Here is a 17,663-nt window from a genome sequence, read left to right as displayed (position 1 = left end):
AATGGCAACCTCGCTGTGCATTGGCGTACCGAGCCCGAAGAGGGTGGCTGGCGTGCCTGGGTGCCGTGGCCGCACTTCATTGCCGAGGACCTGACCTTGGGCAACCCGGAGTGGCTCAAGGAGCCTGATATGGTCGGCCTGGCGCGCGTGGAGTTCCGCCTGGCGCCGCTACCGCTGGTGTTCCAGCAGATCAGCATCCCCCGCATCAACCTTACCAAGCCTACCGCCAACCTCACCCGCCTGGCCGATGGACGCGCTAACTGGGTGTTCGACTTCGGCCCCAAGGATGAAAACGCAGAACCTTCAAAGTGGCAGTTGGATATCGGCGCCATCGGCTTTGACCAGGGCAACGTCAGCTTCGACGACCAGACCCTGAAAACCAGCATGAAGGTGCAGATCGACCCGCTGGGCAAGCCAATCCCGTTCAGCGACATTGTCGGCAAGGCCAGCGCCGAGAAGGCTGGCGCTGCACAGGACTATGCCTTCGGCCTCAAGGCCCAGGGCCGCTACAAAGGCCAGCCAGTGTCCGGCACTGGCAAGATCGGCGGCCTGCTGGCGCTGCAGGACGCCAGCCAGCCGTTCCCGCTGCAGGCCGATGTGCGCATCGCCGACACCCACGTGGTGCTAGCCGGCACCCTGACCGACCCGCGCAACCTCGGCGCCCTCGACCTGCGCTTGCGCCTGTCGGGTGCCAGCCTGGGCAACCTCTACCCGTTGACCGGGGTAACCCTGCCGGACACGCCGGCCTACTCCACCGATGGCCGCCTCAGCGCCAACCTGCACGCGGCGCAAGGGGCGTCGTTCAATTACCAGGGCTTCAACGGCAAGATCGGCGACAGCGATATTCACGGTGACCTGGCCTTCGTCGCCAGCCATCCACGGCCCAAACTGTCCGGCAAACTGGTATCGAACCAGTTATTGTTCAAAGACCTGGCGCCGCTGATCGGCGCCGATTCCAACGCCGAGCAGAAGGCCCGGGGTGGTGCCAGCAAGCAGCCGACGGGCAAGGTGCTACCGGTTGAAGAGTTCCGCACCGAGCGCTGGCGCGCGATGGATGCTGACGTCACTTTTGCTGGCAAGCGCATCGTGCACAGCACGCAACTGCCGTTCAATGACCTGTCGGCCCACGTGATACTCGATGACGGCCTGCTGCGCCTGGAGCCCCTGCGCTTTGGCGTGGCCGGTGGCAGCCTGGCCTCCAATATCCGCCTTGACGGGCGCAGCGTGCCCTTGCAGGGCCGGGCACAGTTGACGGCACGGGGTTTCAAGCTCAAGCAACTGTTCCCCACGTTTGCGCCGATGCAGACCAGCTTTGGCGAATTGAACGGCGATGCCGACATCACGGGCCGTGGCAACTCGGTGGCAGCCTTGCTGGGTACGGCCAATGGCGACCTGCGCATGCTGATCAACGATGGCGCCATCAGCCGCAGCCTGATGGAGATTGCCGGTTTGAACGTGGGTAACTATGTGGTCGGCAAGCTGTTCGGTGATGAGGACGTGAAGATCAACTGCGCGGCAGCCGATGTGGGTATCAAGGATGGCCTGGCGACTACGCGGCTGTTCATCTTCGATACCGAGAACGCGATCATCTACATCAACGGCACCGCCAATTTTGCCTCCGAGCAGTTGGACTTGAAGATCACCCCGGAGTCGAAAGGGCTGCGGTTGTTCTCGCTGCGCTCGCCGTTGTACGTGCGTGGACCGTTTGCCAAACCGAGTGCCGGTGTGCAGGCGCTGCCGCTGGCGTTGCGCGGCGCGGGAATGGTGGCGCTGGGTGTGGTGGCCGGGCCGGCGGCAGGGTTGCTGGCACTGATTGCGCCCAGCAGCGGGGATGATCCAAACCAGTGCACGCCGTTGTTGCAGCAGATGAAAGCGGGCAAGGCACCGGCGGCGGTGAAAGGGCGGAAATAGCAGGGGGCCGCTGTGCGGCCCATCGCGACACAAGGCCGCTCCTACAGGGGTACGCGATCCCTTGTAGGAGCGGCCTTGTGTTGCGATGGGCTGCACAGCAGCCCCTAACGATTACAACCCTTGCAACAGGTCGGACATGTCGTCCGCGTGCTCTTCTTCCTGCGCCAGAATGTCTTCGAAGATGCGCCGCGTAGTCGGGTCTTTATCGCCAATGTACTGAATGATCTCGCGGTAGCTATCAATGGCAATCCGCTCCGCCACCAGGTCTTCCAGCACCATCTCTTTCAACGAATTGCCTGCCACGTACTGGGCATGCGAATTCTTGGTCAGGTTATCGGGGTTGAAGTCTGGCTCGCCGCCCAGCTGCACGATGCGCTCGGCCAGCTTGTCGGCGTGTTCGGCTTCCTGGGTGGCATGCTCCAGAAACTCCTCGGCTGCCACGCTGGCCTTGATGCCGCTGGCCATGAAGTAGTGGCGCTTGTAGCGCAGTACGCAGACCAGCTCGGTGGCCAGCGACTCGTTCAGCAGGCGCAGGATCTCTTTGCGATCGGCGTGATAGCCCTCGGTCACGGCGCCTTGCTCTACATGCTGGCGGGCACGTTCGCGCAGGGTTTTCACATCGGTGAGTTCAACGTTGCTCATGGTTATCTCCAGCAGGGGTCAGGTTGGGGCATTGGCTTATGCGCCATGCAAGGCGTCGCTGTCTTCCTGGCGTTGCTTGCAGGTCTTGAAGCCTTTGGCATCGACATGGCCGGTGGCGTCGAAGCGCACGTAGTAAGGCTGCTGTTTGCCATCGCGGTTAAGGATGTAGTCGTTGCAGGTGCCCCCGTGTGGCAGGTCGATCACGTTCGACGGGCTGCCGCCAATGGCGATGACCTTCTGCATGGTCATGCCGTTCTCCACCTGCTTGACCAGCGGCTCGTCGCGGTAGGTGACGTAGTCCACCGGGTTTTCCGGACGGCTGCCGCAGGCGGCCAGGGTGGCGCTTGCCAGAAGGACTGCCAGGGTCTGCTTGTACATGGTCCCGCTCCTTGCAAAGGGTCTGTGTGGTTTGGAACCACAGCGCACGCCGGGAGTTCGATTGCGATGGTCATGATGGCCGCTGTAGTGTTGGCCGGTCGTTCACGCAAAGGGGCTGGGGTAATGCCACAGGAATTGGCCACGCGATACCCGTTGGTGCTGGTGCCGGGCATGCTCGGGTTTGTCCGGATGGTGCTCTACCCCTACTGGTTCGGCATCGTGCCGGCCCTGCGCAAGGGCGGGGCGCAGGTATTTCCGGTGCAGGTTTCGCCGCTGCATTGCAGCGAGGTGCGCGGTGAGCAGTTGCTGGCGATCATCGAAGACATCTGCCAACGCACCGGCGCCGACAAGGTCAACCTCATCGGCCACAGCCAGGGCGCCCTGAGTGCACGCTACGCCGCGGCCAAGCGGCCTGAGCGGGTGGCTTCGGTCACCTCGGTGGCCGGGCCCAACCATGGCTCGGAACTGGCCGACCACCTGGCGCGTACGGCACCGGGCGATTCACCCCAGGGGCGCATCCTCAAGGCCGTGCTGCATGGTTTTGCCGTTTTGCTGGTATGGCTGGAAACGGGCTGGCGCCGCGAGCCGCTGCCGGTGGATGTGCATGCCTCGCACCAGTCGCTGACCAGTGCCGGGGTGGCACTGTTCAACCAGGCTTATCCACAGGGCCTGCCGCAGACCTGGGGTGGGGAAGGGGCCCATGAGGTCAACGGCGTGCGCTATTACTCCTGGTCGGGCACCTTGCAGCCTGGCCTGACCGACCAGGGGCGTAACCGTTTTGACGGCAGCAACCGTTTCTGCCGCCTGTTCGCGCGCAGTTTCATCAAGGAAAAGGGCCAGTGCGACGGTATGGTCGGGCGTTTCAGTTCGCACCTGGGGCAGGTGATCGGCGACGATTACCCGCTCGATCACCTGGACATCGTCAACCAGTCGCTCGGCGCTGTGGGCAAGGGCGCCGAGCCCGTGCGGCTGTTTACCGAACATGCCGCCCGGCTCAAGGCCGCCGGGCTTTAGCGGCGGATCGGCGTGGTCCAGCGCTCGGCCAGCACTACGCCGGCCAGGGTCAGCAAGCCGCCGACCAGGTGATAACTGGCCAGTTGCTCGTCGAGCACACCGGCGGCGATCAGCGCAGTGACCAACGGCAGCAGGTTGAAGAACAGCGTGGTGCGGCTTGGCCCTAGGCGGTGCACGGCCTGCATCCACACCCGTGGCGCGATCATCGAAGCCAGCACGCAGGCATACAGCACCAGGCCGATGTTGTGGCTGTTCAGGCCGGTTTTGTCCGACAGCAGGAACAGCGGCAGCAACACGACGATGGCCACCAGCACCTGCAGGTACAGCAACTGCATCGGCGGCAGGCGGAGCTGCCATTTCTTCAGCAGGAAGCTGTACAGCGCATAGGCCAGGGTAGCCACCAGCATCAGCAGGTCGCCGCTGTTCAGCCCTTGTTGCAGCAGGCTGGCGGGGTGGCCGGCGCTGACCACCTCCAGTACCCCGAAGAACGATACCAGCGCACCCAACAGGGCGCCGTAGCTCAGGCGCTGGCCCAGCCAGGCGATGGACAGTGCCAGTGACATCAGCGGCATCAGCGAGAGAATGATGCCCATGTTGGTGGCGCTGGTGATGCCGGCGGCGAAGTAGGCCAGGCTTTGGTACATCGCCATGCCCAGTACGCCGAGCACGAACACCTTGCCCAGGTGCGGGCGGATGGCCGCTCGGTTGCGCCACACGGCGGGCAGCAGGAACGGGGTGAACAGCAAGGCAGCCAGCAGCCAGCGATAAAAGCCGATCTCGGCGGGGTGGATGGCGCCGGCGGACATCTTGGTGACCACGGTGTTACCGGCCCAGATGAGGATGGCGGTGAGGGGGAACAGGTAATTCATGTTGCAGAGATTCTCTGAAGTATCGCGATGATTTTTTGGGGCGCTGTGCGCCCCTTTTGCGACACAAGGCCTGCGCAGCAGGCCCCGATGGCACCCATTATCAACTGTCTGTCTAAAAGCCTATACTTCCATCCAGACAACCCACCCTGCCAAGCAGACAGCATGCCGCGCAAATACCTAGACATCCCTCAGTTCACCCAGCTCCCGGCCCCGGTGTACTTCCGCCACGTTGAGTTCGTTGCCGACACCCACAGCGCCGTGCACTGCCACGCCTGGGGTCAACTGAACTACACCGCTCACGGCGTGATGCATCTGGACGTTGCCGGCCAGCGCTTCCTGTCACCGCCAAGCTACGCCGTGTGGGTGCCGCCCGACACCGCGCATGGTTGCTACAACCCGCAGGCCATCGTCTACCGCTCCATCTATCTCGACCGCAGCCTGTGCGCCGCGCTGCCACGGCAACCGTGCAGCTTGATGATCAGTGACATTCTCAAGGCCATCCTCGCCGACTTCGCCCGCCGCGACCTCAAGGTGGCCGAAGACCCGCGCGACCAACGCCTGGTGCAGGTTCTGCTCGATCAATTGCTGCTGGCACCCACCCAGGCCTGCTACCTGCCGTTTGCCCACAGCGATGGCTTGCGCCAGGTGCTCGACGCGCTCAGCGCCGAGCCTGGCGACAACCGCCCGTTGGCCGACTGGGCTGCCCGAGTGCATGTCAGCGAACGCACCCTGGCCCGCCAGTTTCTGCGCGAATTGGGCATCAGTTTTGGCGAATGGCGCTTGCGCCTGCGTTTTTTGCGCGCCATCGAAGCGCTGGAAGCTGGCCTGCCGATTCAGGCCATCGCCTTCGACCTGGGCTACAGCAGCGCTTCGGCGTTCATCGCCATGTTCCAGCGCCAGGCCCAATGCACGCCCGAGCAATACCGCCGGCAGGCGCGGGCGGAGCGCTGAGAATTCTTGGCTACACTCAGCTCGACCCCCGTGCATCGGGCGCGGAGCCAAGGAGACCACTCCATGAAAGTGCTGCACATTCCATTGCTGGCGTTGGCTGTGTTGTTCAGCGCCCAAGGCTTCGCGGCCAATACCGCGCAGCAGGAAAAAATGAAAACCTGCAATGCCGACGCCACCACCAAGGCCCTGAAGGGCGATGAGCGCAAAGCCTTCATGAGCACCTGCCTGAAGAAGGATGTGCCGCAAACCCAACAAGAGAAGATGAAAACCTGCAACGCCGACGCCACCACCAAAGCCCTGAAGGGTGACGAGCGTAAAGCCTACATGAGCGACTGCCTGAAGAAGAAATGACCTGCGCCTATGCCTGCGCCGCCAAGGCTGGCAGACTGCGGGCATTCCCGCTGTCTGCCGTCGAGGCTGTATGACCTTTACCCCCCGTCAGATCACCCTGGCCAGCCTGATCATCGTCATGGCCGGGCTGCTGCTGGCTTTGCCCCTGAAGTTGCTGCCCAGCCTGCTGGCCGGCCTGCTGGTGTTCGAACTGGTCAACATGCTGACCCCGCGCCTACAGCCGCTGTTGGCTGGGCAACGCGCGCGCTGGCTGGCGGTGGCACTGCTCGGCACGCTGGTGGTCAGCACCCTGACGCTGCTGATTGCCGGTGCCTTCAGCTTTTTGCTGCACGAGGCGGAGAACCCCGGCGCCTCGCTGGACAAGTTCATGGCCTTGGTCGAGCGTGCCCGCGGCCAGCTGCCACCCTTCATCGAAGGCTACCTGCCCGCCAGTGCCGCAGAGTTCAAGGTCGCCATCGGCGACTGGATCAAGAGCCACCTGAGCGATTTGCAATTGGTGGGCAAGGGCATGGCGCACATGTTCGTCACGCTGCTGATCGGCATGATCCTCGGCGCCATCATCGCCTTGCAGCGCATTCCCGATGTTTCCCGGCGCAAGCCCCTGGCGGCGGCGCTGTTCGAGCGCCTCAATCTGCTGGTGAAGGCGTTTCGCAACATCGTCTTCGCGCAGATCAAGATTTCGCTGCTCAACACGGCCTTCACCGGCATCTTCCTGGCGGTGGTGATGCCTTTGTTCGGTGTGCACCTGCCGTTGACCAAGACGCTGATCGTGCTGACCTTCCTGTTGGGCCTGCTACCGGTGATCGGCAACCTGATGTCCAACACCCTGATCACCATCGTCGGCTTGTCGCTGTCGATCTGGGTGGCGGCGGCGGCGCTGGGTTACCTGATCGTCATCCACAAGGTCGAGTATTTCCTCAACGCGCGGATCGTGGGCGGGCAGATCAGTGCCAAGGCGTGGGAACTGCTGTTGGCGATGCTGGTGTTCGAGGCGGCGTTCGGGCTGCCTGGGGTGGTGGCAGGGCCGATCTACTATGCCTACCTGAAGAGTGAGCTGAAGCGGGCGGAGCTGGTCTGACAGCGTGCTGGGGCTGCAAAGCAGCCCCAAGATGGCTCAGGCTGCGCCGTAACGCTTGCGGGCCTCGATGGCCAGGCCGCTACCAATGCTGCCAAAGATGTTGCCTTCCACATGCCGCGCATTCGGCAGCATCGCCGACACGCTGTTGCGCAGCGCCGGAATTCCGCTGGAACCCCCGGTGAAGAACACCGTGTCGACCTGCCCTTCGCTCACGCCAGCCTTGGCCAACAGCTCGGTCACGCTACCGCGCACCCGCTCCAGCAGGCCGTCGATGGCCTCTTCGAACAGCGCACGTGTCAGTTCTGCCGTCAGCTCGGGCTCGACGCGGCGCAGGTCGATGCGGCGGCTGTCGTGCTCGGTCAGTTCGATCTTGCTGGCTTCCACTTCCATCGCCAGCCAGTGCCCGGCGCGTTGCTCGATCAGTTTGAACAGGCGGTCGATACCGAAGCTGTCCTCGATGTCGTAGCGCATGCTGCCCAGCGCCAACTGCGACTTTTGCGAGTACAGGGCGTTGATGGTGTGCCATGTGGCCAGGTTGAGGTGGTAGCTGGTGGGCATCAGCGCGCCGCTCTTCATGCGGCTGCCGTAGCCGAACAGCGGCATCACGCCCTGCAGGCTCAGCTGTTTGTCGAAGTCGGTACCGCCGATGTGCACGCCGCCGGTGGCGAGGATGTCGCTCTGGCGTTCGGCGACCAAGTGGCGCTCGGGCGACAGACGGATCAGGGTGAAGTCCGAAGTACCACCGCCGATGTCGACGATCAGCACCAGCTCTTCGCGGCTGATGCTCGACTCGTAGTCGAAGGCTGCGGCAATCGGCTCGTACTGGAACGAGACGTCCTTGAAGCCGATCTTGCGCGCTACTTCGGCAAGGGTATCTTCTGCTTCCTGGTCGGCGGCCGGGTCTTCGTCGACGAAGAACACCGGGCGGCCCAGCACCACCTGGTCGAATTCACGGCCCGCAGCGGCTTCGGCACGTTTTTTCAGCTCGCCGATGAACATGCCCAGCAGGTCCTTGAACGGCAGGGCGCTGCCCAGCACGCTGGTGTCGTGCTTGATCAGCTTCGAGCCCAGCAGGCTTTTCAGCGAGCGCATCAGGCGGCCTTCGTAGCCTTCCAGGTACTCGTGCAGCGCCAGGCGGCCATACACCGGGCGCCGCTCTTCGATATTGAAGAACACCACCGAGGGCAAGGTGATCTTGCCGTCTTCCAGGGCAATCAGCGACTCCACGCCAGGGCGGTGCCAGCCGACCGTGGAGTTGGAGGTGCCAAAATCGATGCCCAGGGCGCGGGCCGGGGATACGTCAGACATGGGAAATCAGCTTCCGGAGCGAAAACGGCCGCGCAGTTTATGCCACTTGGCTACAGAATCAAGACCAGTCGTCTGCCATGGGGCAAACCCAAGGCGGTCTTGAAAGGCTATGCTTGACCCCTATCTTCTGTTGCAACACGCACATTCACATTGGTGATCCACAGATGGACTTCAAAGACTATTACAAGATACTCGGCGTAGAGCCCACGGCGGACGACAAGGCGATCAAGGCCGCGTACCGTAAGCTGGCGCGCAAGTATCACCCCGATGTCAGCAAGGAGCGCGACGCCGAGGACAAGTTCAAAGAGGCCAACGAGGCCTACGAAGTGCTGGGCGACGCGCAGAAACGTGCCGAGTTCGATGAAATTCGCAAGTACGGCGGCCAGCATGGCCGGCCGTTCCAGGCGCCACCGGGCTGGGAAAACCGTGGCGGTGGCGGCGGCTTCGAAGGCGGCGATTTCTCCGACTTCTTCAGCTCGATCTTCGGTGGGCGCGGGGGCGGCAACCCCTTCGGTGGCGCCCGGCAGCAGCAACGCAGTGCAGGCAGGCGGGGGCAGGACGTGGAGCTTGAACTGGCAGTGTTCCTTGAAGAGACCCTGAGCAAGGAGTCCAAGCAGATCAGCTTCCAGGTGCCGCAAACCAATGCCATGGGCCAGCGCACCGGCTTTACCACCAAGACCCTGAACGTGAAGATTCCGGCCGGGGTGACCGACGGCGAGCGCATTCGCCTCAAGGGCCAGGGCGCACCGGGCAGCGGTGGCGGGGCCAATGGCGACTTGTTCCTGACCCTTCGCATGGCGCCGCACCCACTGTTCGATGTCGAAGGCCATGACCTGATCATCACCGTGCCCTTGGCACCGTGGGAGGCTGCCCTGGGCGCCAAGGTGGCGGTACCGACCCTGGAGGGCAAGATCAACCTGACCATCCGCCCGGACAGCCAGAGCGGGCAGCGCCTGCGCGTACCCGGCAAGGGCCTGGCGAACAAGCAGGGCGAGCGCGGCAACCTTTACGCGCAGCTCAAAGTGGTGATGCCGACCACGTCTGACGAGTCTACCCGTGAACTGTGGGCCAAGCTTTCCGAAAAGGCCGCGTTCAACCCGAGGGCACAATGGAGTAAGTGATCATGAGCAGCACCCTGATCGTTCAATTGGACATGCGTACCCTGTGTCAGGAAGCCGATGTCACGGCGGACTGCGTGATCGAAATCGTCGAGCACGGCATTGTCGAACCTTCCGGGCGAACGCCGGAGGACTGGTTGTTCGACGATCAGGCGCCGCTGCTGACCCGGCGTGCGGCCAAGCTGCACCAGGAGCTGGAACTGGAGTGGGAAGGGGTGGCGCTGGCGCTGGAGCTGTTGCAGGAAGTGCAGCAGTTGCGCAGCGAGAACAGCATGCTGCGCCAGCGGCTGGGCAGGTTTACCCAGATGTAGGCGATCATGCTGGCGCCTGTGGGAGCGGCCTTGCGTCGCGCAAGGCCGTTCCCACAATGGGCCGTATTTCAGGTTGGTTCGGCCCCTGGGTTCAACACCAGTTGCATGAAGGTCAAATCCAGCCAGCGGCCAAACTTCACCCCCACTTGCGGCATCTGCCCGGTCACCACGAAGCCCAGTCGCTCATGCAGGCGCACCGAGGCCGCATTGCCACTCTCGATGGCCGCCACCATCACATGTTTGCCGCAACCACGCGCACGCTCGACCAGCGCTGCCATCAACACCGGTCCCAGCCCTTTTCCGCGCTGGTCACCCCGGATATACACCGAGTGCTCCACGGTCAGGCGAAAGCCCTCGAACGGCCGCCAGTCGCCAAACGAGGCATAGCCCAGCACGCCTGTCTCATCTACCGCGACCAGGATCGGATAACCCTGCTGCGCCCGCGCTTCGAACCAGGCCTGGCGGTTGGCCAGGCCTACCGGCGTTTCGTTCCAGATCGCCGTGGTGTTGCGCACGGCGTCGTTGTAGATGTCGAGGATGCCGGGCACGTCGGTGGGCAGGGCATCGCGGATTTCGTAACTCATGACAGCGTCTCGCAGGGTCGTTGAATGCAGATTAAATGGTTACCAGCCCGCGCACACCTTCGGCTTGCATGTTTTCACCGCGGCCGCGCTGGACGATTTCGCCGCGGGACATGACCAGGTATTGGTCGGCCAGTTCTTCGGCAAAGTCGTAGAACTGCTCCACCAGCAGAATCGCCATGTCGCCGCGCTGCGCCAGGCGGCGGATTACGGCGCCGATTTCCTTGATCACCGAAGGTTGGATGCCTTCGGTGGGCTCGTCGAGAATCAGCAGACGCGGGCGGCTGGCCAGGGCGCGGCCGATGGCCAGCTGTTGCTGCTGGCCGCCAGACAAATCGCCGCCACGGCGTTGCTTCATCTGCTCCAGCACCGGGAACAGCTCGTAGATGAAGGCCGGCACTTCGCGGGCTTCACGGGCGGGGAAGCGCGACAGGCCCATCAGCAGGTTTTCCTCGACGGTAAGGCGCGGGAAAATCTCGCGGCCCTGGGGCACGTAGGCGATACCAGCGTGGACCCGTTGCTGGGGCTTGAGGCTGGTGATGGGCTTGCCTTCCCATTCGATACGCCCGTCACGGGCGGGTACCAGGCCCATCAGGCAGCGCAGCAGGGTGGTCTTGCCCACGCCGTTGCGGCCCAGCAGGCAGGTAACCTCGCCGACCTTGGCTTCGAAAGACAGGCCACGCAGGATGTGGCTGCCGCCGTAGTACTGGTGCAGGGTGTCGATTTTAAGCATGTCATGTCCTCGATTGATCATCGGCCCAGATACACCTCGACCACCCGCTCATCCGCCTGCACCTGCTCCAGCGACCCTTCTGCCAGCACACTGCCCTGGTGCAGCACCGTGACATGGTCGGCGATGCTGCCGACAAAGCCCATGTCATGCTCCACCACCATCAACGAATGCGTGCCAGCCAGGCCCTTGAACAACTCGGCGGTGAACTCGGTCTCGGCATCGGTCATGCCCGCCACCGGTTCATCCAGCAACAGCAACTTCGGCTCCTGCACCAGCAGCATGCCGATCTCCAGAAACTGCTTCTGCCCGTGCGACAGCAAGCCAGCCTGGCGCTGGGCCAGGGGCAGCAGGCGCAAGGTGCTCAGCACCTCTTCGATGCGCTGGCGTTGCTCGCCGCTCAGCCGCGCTGCCAGGCTGGCCCATACCGACTTGTCGGCCTTCAGCGCCAGCTCCAGGTTTTCGAACACTGTCAGCGCCTCGAATACCGTGGGCTTCTGGAACTTGCGGCCAATGCCGGCCTGGGCGATCTGGTATTCGCTCATGCGGGTCAGGTCGAGGGTGTCGCCAAAGAAAGCGCTGCCGGTGTCAGGGCGAGTCTTGCCGGTGATCACGTCCATCATCGTAGTCTTGCCGGCGCCGTTGGGACCGATGATGCAGCGCAGCTCGCCCACGCCGATGTACAGGTTCAGCGCGTTGAGCGCCTTGAAACCATCGAAGCTGACGCTGATGTCTTCAAGGCTCAGCACCGTGCCGTGGCGGGTGTCGAGGCCAGCCTTGCGGCTTTGGCCCAGGCCGATGGCGTCGCGACCGGCGCCGAGGTGGTCGAACACCGGCTCCAACATGAATTCCGGGTGAACCGGGGGCACGCCTCTCATGGCTGGCTCCTTTTCTTCAACAGGCCGACCACGCCCTTGGGCAGGTACAGGGTGACAAGAATGAACAGTGCGCCCAGGAAGAACAGCCAGAACTCCGGGAAGGCCACGGTGAACCAGCTTTTCATGCCATTGACCAGGCCGGCGCCGAGCAACGGGCCGATTAGCGTGCCGCGCCCGCCCAAGGCCACCCACACGGCGGCTTCGATGGAGTTGGTCGGCGACATTTCGCTGGGGTTGATGATGCCCACCTGTGGCACATACAACGCCCCGGCCAGGCCGCACAGCACGGCGCTCAGGACCCACACCAGCAGCTTGAAGCCGCGTGGGTCGTAGCCGCAGAACATCATGCGGTTTTCGGCATCGCGCACCGCCGTGAGCAGGCGGCCGAACTTGCTGCGGGTCAGGCGCCAGCACAGGTACAAGCTGGCCAGCAAAAGGCCGACCGTGAGCAGGAACAGCACCGCGCGAGTGCCTTGCGCGGTAATGTCGAAGCCGAGGATGGTGCGGAAGTTGGTGAACCCGTTGTTGCCGCCAAAGCCGGTTTCGTTGCGGAAGAACAGCAGCATGCCGGCGAAGGTCAGGGCTTGGGTCATGATCGAGAAGTACACGCCCTTGATCCGCGAGCGGAAGGCGAACCAGCCGAACACCAGCGCCAGCAGCCCCGGTGCCAGCACCACCAGGCACAGGGCCCAGGCAAAATGCTGGGTGCCGGCCCAGTACCACGGCAGCTCGGTCCACGACAGAAAGGTCATGAACCCCGGCAGGCCGTCGCCGGCCGCCTGGCGCATCAGGTACATGCCCATGGCATAGCCGCCCAGGGCGAAGAACAGGCCATGGCCCAGCGACAGCAGCCCGGCATAGCCCCAGACCAGGTCCAGGGCCAGGGCGACGATGGCGTAACAGAGGATCTTGCCGACCAGGGTCAGGGTGTAGGCCGACACCTGCAGGGCATGGTCCGCCGGCAGCAGCGAGAGCAGCGGCAGGGCGACGAGCAGCAGCACGACGACGGCGCCGATGGCCAGGGTCAGGCGTGGCCCGGCCTTTTGCGTAGCGGTGACAAGCAGTGGCTGGTTCATCAGTCGATTACCCGTCCCTTGAGAGCGAACAGGCCTTGCGGACGCTTCTGGATGAACAGAATGATCAACGCAAGGATGAGGATCTTGCCGAGCACGGCACCGATCTGCGGCTCCAGCAGCTTGTTGGCGATGCCAAGGCCGAAGGCGGCCCACAGGCTGCCGGCCAGTTGCCCCACGCCACCCAGCACCACCACCAGGAACGAGTCGATGATGTAGCTTTGGCCCAGATCGGGGCCGACGTTGCCGACCTGGCTCAGGGCTACGCCGCCGAGCCCGGCGATGCCAGAACCCAGGCCAAAGGCGAGCATGTCGACGCGCCCGGTGGACACCCCGCAGCAAGCCGCCATGTTGCGGTTCTGGGTGACTGCGCGCACGTTCAGGCCCAGCCGCGTGCGGTTGAGCAGCAGCCAGGTGAGCAGGACCACGGCCAGGGCGAAACCGATGATCACCAGGCGGTTGTACGGCAGCACCAGGTTGGGCAGCAGTTGAATACCGCCGGACAGCCAGGCCGGGTTGCTCACCTCGACGTTCTGCGCGCCGAACAGCAGGCGAATGGCCTGGATCAGGATCAGGCTGATGCCCCAGGTAGCCAGCAGGGTTTCCAGTGGGCGGCCGTACAGGTGGCGGATGACCGTGCGCTCCAGCGCCATGCCCACACCGGCACTGACCGCGAAGGCCACCGGCAGGGCGATCAGCGGGTAGAACTCAATGGCGCCTGGGGCGTAGCGCTGCAGCAGCACCTGGACCATGTAGGTGCTGTACGCGCCGAGCATCAGCATCTCGCCGTGGGCCATGTTGATCACCCCGAGCAGGCCAAAGGTGATCGCCAGGCCGAGCGCCGCCAGCAGCAGGATCGAACCCAGCGAAAGGCCACTGAACGCCTGGCCGAGCAGTTCGCCGACCAGCAGCTTGCGCTTGACCTGGGCCAGGCTGGTTTCGGCGGCGGTGCGTACGCCGGCATCGGCTTCCGCATCCGGTTGCAGCAGCGCTTCGAGGCGGGTGCGGGCCAGCGGGTCGCCGGTTTCCCCCAGCAGGCGCACGGCGGCCAGGCGAACGGCGGGTTCGCTGGCGCCCAGTTGCAGGTTGGCCAGGGCCAGGCCCAGGGCTGCGTGGACGGCGGCGTCCGGCTCGGCGGCGAAGCGCCGGTCGAGGAAGGCCATCTGCGCCGGTTGTGCGCTTTTTTGCAGGTGTTGGGCGGCGGCCAGGCGGGTGTCGCTGTTGTCGCTGAGCAACTGGTGGCTGGCCAGGGCGTTGTCGATCAGGCCGCGCAGGCGGTTGTTCAGGCGTAACTTGCGGGTGTCATCGGCGGCGATGCGGCCTTGGCGCAGTTCATTCAGCAGTGGCAGGCGCGCGGCATCGGGTTGCGCCGCCCAGCCTTCGAGCAGACGGGCTTGCTCGCCGGGCTTGGCGGTAAGGAAGAATTCGCCCTCGCTGGCCTGGGTTGCCAGCGGCAGTAGCAGGAGCAGGGTGAGCAGGAGTCTGAGCATGCGGGTAATCCTGGAGATCGGCGGTGGATACATCGCGAGCCAGCTCGCTCCTACAGGGGAAACACCTCATTTGTAGGAGCGAGCTGGCTCGCGATGGGGCCGCATGGCGGCCCCAGTGCTCAGTTACCTTTCACTGCATAGTCCGGGCGCTTGTCGTTGCCCGGAATGAACGGGCTCCAAGGCTGCGCCCGCAGCGGCTGCTCGGTTTCCCACACCACGCTGAACTGCCCGTCATCCTGGATCTCGCCGATCATCACCGGCTTGTGCAGGTGGTGGTTGGTCTTGTCCATGGTCAGGGTGAAGCCCGAGGGCGCCTTGAAGCTCTGCCCGGCCAGCGCCTCACGCACCTTGTCGACGTCGGTGGACTTGGCTTTTTCCACTGCTTGCGCCCACATGTGGATGCCCACATAGGTGGCTTCCATCGGGTCGTTGGTTACGGCCTTGTCGGCACCCGGCAGGCCCTTGGCTTTGGCATAGGCCTTCCAGTCGGCGACGAACTTCTGGTTCACCGGGTTATCCACCGATTCGAAGTAGTTCCACGCCGCCAGGTGGCCCACCAGTGGCTTGGTGTCGATGCCGCGCAGCTCCTCTTCGCCCACCGAGAAGGCCACCACTGGCACGTCGGTAGCCTTCAGGCCCTGGTTGGCCAGCTCCTTGTAGAACGGCACGTTGGAGTCGCCGTTGACCGTGGAAATGACCGCCGTCTTGCCACCGGCGGAGAACTTCTTGATGTTGGCGACGATGGTCTGGTAATCGGCGTGGCCGAACGGCGTGTACACCTCTTCGATATCCTTGTCGGCCACACCCTTGCTATGCAGGAAGGCGCGCAGAATCTTGTTGGTGGTGCGCGGGTAGACGTAGTCGGTGCCCAGCAGGAAGAAGCGTTTGGCGCTACCGCCGTCCTCGCTCATCAAATATTCCACGGCCGGAATCGCCTGCTGGTTGGGCGCGGCGCCGGTGTAGAACACGTTCGGCGACATCTCTTCACCTTCGTACTGCACCGGGTAGAACAGCAGGCCGTTGAGCTCTTCGAACACCGGCAGCACTGACTTGCGCGACACCGAGGTCCAGCAGCCGAACACCACGGCGACCTTGTCCTGGGTCAGCAACTGACGGCTCTTTTCAGCGAACAGCGGCCAGTTGGAGGCTGGGTCGACCACTACCGGCTCGAGCATCTTGCCGTTCACACCGCCCTTGGCGTTGATTTCGTCGATGGTCATCAGCGCCATGTCCTTGAGCGAGGTCTCGGAAATGGCCATGGTCCCGGAAAGCGAATGCAGGATGCCGACCTTGATGGTCTCGGCGGCCTGGATGCTCCAGCTCAGGCCCATCGCCGCAATCGATGCGCTGAGGGTAAAAGCCTTGATCAGACTGCGACGCTTCATGTGCTCTCTCCGCTGAGTTCTTTTAGGGTGTTGGGCAGCGGGGAGGGGCGTTGCAAGGGGTGTGCCTAGTGGCGAAACTGGCGTAATAGAAGGGTTGTGCGAGGTGATGGGGCGTTGGCGAGGTCCAGCTTGGTGCCTGGAATATTTGTGTGCACAGGATTGGGGCCGCATAGCGGCCCCCGAGGCCATCAGCCGTTACGCACAGCCGTGCGTGGATGGCGTCTGCTGCGCACGAACTGATACGTCACCGCCAGAATCATGAACCAGATCGGCGTCACTACCAGCGCCGAGCGGGTGTCGGCCTCCAGGCTCAGCAGCACCAGGATGCCGGCGAAGAACACCAGGCACACGTAGCACATGAAGCGCCCGCCGGGCATCTTGTACTTCGACGCCTGGTGCAGCGCTGCGCGGTTTTTGCGGTACTTCAGGTACGACAGCAGGATCAGCGTCCAGACGAACATGAACAGCACCGCCGACACCGTGGTCACCAGGGTGAACGCCTCGACCACGTCCGGTACCAGGTAGATCAGTACCGCGCCCAGCAACAGGCAGGTGCAGGAGAAGTACAGGCCGTTGGCCGGTACCGAGCGGCTCGACAGCTTCTCGAAGGCCTTGGGCGCATCACCCTCCTGGCTCAGGCCGTAGAGCATGCGGCTGGTGGAGAACACGCCGCTGTTGGCTGACGAGGCCGCCGAGGTCAGTACCACGAAGTTGATGATGCTCGCCGCTGCCGGCAGGCCCGCCAGCACGAACAGTTCGACGAACGGGCTCTTGCCTGGCACCACGTCGCGCCATGGGGTCACGGCCATGATCGCGATCAGCGCCAGCACATAGAACACGATGATGCGGATCGGGATCGAGTTGATCGCCCGCGGCAGGGTGCGCTCCGGGTTCTTCGCTTCGGCGGCGGTGGTACCCACCAGCTCGATGCCGACGAAGGCGAACACCGCGATCTGGAAACCGGCGAAGAAGCCCATCAGGCCATGGGGGAACATGCCGCTGTCATTCCACAGGTTGGCCAGCTGTGCGGTGCGCCCGCTGGGCGAGGTGAAGCCGGTGATCACCATGTACAGGCCAGTCGCGACCAGGCCAAGGATGGCGACGATCTTGACCAGGGCGAACCAGAATTCCAGCTCGCCGAACATTTTCACCGTCACTAGGTTCAGCGACAGCAGCAGCCCGACGCAGGTCAGCGCCGGTATCCACTGTGGCAAGTCGGGAAACCAGAACTGTGTGTAGGCGGCGATGGCGACCACGTCGGCGATGCCGGTGACCACCCAGCAGAACCAGTAGGTCCAGCCGGTGAAATAGCCGGCCCAGGGGCCGAGCAGGTCGGCGGAGAAGTCGATGAACGACTTGTAGTTCAGGTTCGACAGCAGCAGTTCGCCCATGGCGCGCATGACGAAGAACAGCATGAAGCCGATGATCATGTAGACGAAGATGATCGACGGCCCGGCCAGGCTGATGGTTTTGCCCGAGCCCATGAACAGGCCGGTACCGATCGCGCCGCCGATGGCGATCAGCTGGATGTGGCGGTTGGTCAGGTTGCGCTGCAGATGCTGTTCATCTGGCGTTGAGGGTGAGGTTTGCGTCAT

Annotated in this window: 18 protein-coding genes; 7 read left to right on the top strand and 11 right to left on the bottom strand. The window is 63.7% G+C overall.

Features of this window, described 5'->3' with window-relative positions; genetic code table 11:
- On the top strand, positions 1-1,911 hold a 1,911-nt coding region (locus tag APH42_RS12700), incomplete at its 5' end, for an AsmA family protein (RefSeq protein WP_060493421.1).
- Between the two features lie 111 nt (positions 1,912-2,022).
- Here APH42_RS12700 and APH42_RS12695 read toward each other — a convergent pair.
- Positions 2,023-2,553, bottom strand: coding sequence for a bacterioferritin (locus tag APH42_RS12695; RefSeq protein WP_012274428.1), 531 nt, complete (start codon positions 2,551-2,553; stop codon positions 2,023-2,025).
- 36 nt (positions 2,554-2,589) lie between these two features.
- Entirely contained in the window at positions 2,590-2,931 is a 342-nt protein-coding gene (osmE, locus tag APH42_RS12690; protein ID WP_060493420.1) for an osmotically-inducible lipoprotein OsmE, read from the bottom strand.
- Positions 2,932-3,054: 123 nt separating this feature from the next.
- Between osmE and APH42_RS12685 the strand changes: the two genes are divergently transcribed.
- Positions 3,055-3,945, top strand: coding sequence for a triacylglycerol lipase (locus tag APH42_RS12685; protein WP_012274427.1), 891 nt, complete (start codon positions 3,055-3,057; stop codon positions 3,943-3,945).
- Here the strand turns inward: APH42_RS12685 and APH42_RS12680 are convergent.
- A complete protein-coding gene (locus tag APH42_RS12680; RefSeq protein ID WP_012274426.1) occupies positions 3,942-4,814 on the bottom strand; it encodes a DMT family transporter in 873 nt (290 codons plus the stop codon). The two genes, APH42_RS12685 and APH42_RS12680, sit on opposite strands and share 4 nt — an antisense overlap.
- A 162-nt stretch (positions 4,815-4,976) precedes the next feature.
- Here APH42_RS12680 and APH42_RS12675 point away from each other — a divergent pair, with 162 nt between their 5' ends.
- The 3 genes from APH42_RS12675 to APH42_RS12665 all read left to right on the top strand — a co-directional run bounded on the left by APH42_RS12675 (position 4,977) and on the right by APH42_RS12665 (position 7,194).
- Positions 4,977-5,765: a helix-turn-helix transcriptional regulator gene (locus APH42_RS12675; RefSeq protein ID WP_060493419.1), complete on the top strand. Its 789-nt coding sequence runs from the start codon at positions 4,977-4,979 to the stop codon at positions 5,763-5,765.
- Between the two features lie 63 nt (positions 5,766-5,828).
- Positions 5,829-6,116 (top strand): PsiF family protein, encoded by a 288-nt coding sequence (locus tag APH42_RS12670; RefSeq protein ID WP_012274424.1) that lies wholly within the window; start codon positions 5,829-5,831, stop codon positions 6,114-6,116.
- A 70-nt stretch (positions 6,117-6,186) separates the two neighbouring features.
- Positions 6,187-7,194, top strand: a complete 1,008-nt coding sequence (locus APH42_RS12665) for an AI-2E family transporter (protein WP_012274423.1) — start codon at positions 6,187-6,189, stop codon at positions 7,192-7,194.
- Between the two features lie 36 nt (positions 7,195-7,230).
- On the opposite strand, the gene APH42_RS12660 is transcribed toward APH42_RS12665, so the two are convergent.
- Entirely contained in the window at positions 7,231-8,502 is a 1,272-nt protein-coding gene (locus APH42_RS12660) for an Hsp70 family protein (protein WP_012274422.1), read from the bottom strand.
- A 164-nt stretch (positions 8,503-8,666) separates the two neighbouring features.
- Between APH42_RS12660 and cbpA the strand changes: the two genes are divergently transcribed.
- Positions 8,667-9,623: a curved DNA-binding protein gene (cbpA, locus tag APH42_RS12655; RefSeq protein ID WP_012274421.1), complete on the top strand. Its 957-nt coding sequence runs from the start codon at positions 8,667-8,669 to the stop codon at positions 9,621-9,623.
- Positions 9,624-9,625: 2 nt separating this feature from the next.
- On the top strand, positions 9,626-9,931 hold the full coding sequence (locus tag APH42_RS12650; RefSeq protein WP_012274420.1) for a chaperone modulator CbpM: 306 nt from the start codon (positions 9,626-9,628) through the stop codon (positions 9,929-9,931).
- A 68-nt stretch (positions 9,932-9,999) separates the two neighbouring features.
- Here APH42_RS12650 and APH42_RS12645 read toward each other — a convergent pair whose 3' ends face one another.
- From APH42_RS12645 to cycA, 7 genes are all read right to left on the bottom strand, one after another.
- On the bottom strand, positions 10,000-10,515 hold the full coding sequence (locus APH42_RS12645; RefSeq protein ID WP_060493418.1) for a GNAT family N-acetyltransferase: 516 nt from the start codon (positions 10,513-10,515) through the stop codon (positions 10,000-10,002).
- Positions 10,516-10,546: 31 nt separating this feature from the next.
- Entirely contained in the window at positions 10,547-11,245 is a 699-nt protein-coding gene (gene urtE / locus APH42_RS12640) for an urea ABC transporter ATP-binding subunit UrtE (RefSeq protein WP_060493417.1), read from the bottom strand.
- A gap of 17 nt (positions 11,246-11,262) precedes the next feature.
- Positions 11,263-12,120: an urea ABC transporter ATP-binding protein UrtD gene (gene urtD, locus APH42_RS12635; RefSeq protein WP_012274417.1), complete on the bottom strand. Its 858-nt coding sequence runs from the start codon at positions 12,118-12,120 to the stop codon at positions 11,263-11,265.
- A complete protein-coding gene (gene urtC / locus APH42_RS12630; RefSeq protein ID WP_012274416.1) occupies positions 12,117-13,196 on the bottom strand; it encodes an urea ABC transporter permease subunit UrtC in 1,080 nt (359 codons plus the stop codon). The genes urtD and urtC overlap by 4 nt, the downstream gene beginning before the upstream one ends.
- Complete coding sequence (gene urtB / locus APH42_RS12625; RefSeq protein ID WP_374701055.1) at positions 13,196-14,716, bottom strand: urea ABC transporter permease subunit UrtB; 1,521 nt, start codon at positions 14,714-14,716, stop codon at positions 13,196-13,198. Before urtB ends, urtC begins: the two co-directional genes overlap by 1 nt.
- An 86-nt stretch (positions 14,717-14,802) precedes the next feature.
- Positions 14,803-16,068: an urea ABC transporter substrate-binding protein gene (gene urtA / locus APH42_RS12620; RefSeq protein ID WP_012274414.1), complete on the bottom strand. Its 1,266-nt coding sequence runs from the start codon at positions 16,066-16,068 to the stop codon at positions 14,803-14,805.
- A 188-nt stretch (positions 16,069-16,256) separates the two neighbouring features.
- The gene (cycA, locus tag APH42_RS12615; RefSeq protein WP_060493415.1) at positions 16,257-17,663 is read right to left on the bottom strand and encodes a D-serine/D-alanine/glycine transporter; all 1,407 of its coding nucleotides are present in this window, start codon (positions 17,661-17,663) and stop codon (positions 16,257-16,259) included.

It is taken from the genome of Pseudomonas sp. NBRC 111140, assembly GCF_001320885.1.
GTDB lineage: Bacteria > Pseudomonadota > Gammaproteobacteria > Pseudomonadales > Pseudomonadaceae > Aquipseudomonas > Aquipseudomonas putida_P.
This window is presented reverse-complemented; position numbering and strand designations above follow the sequence as displayed.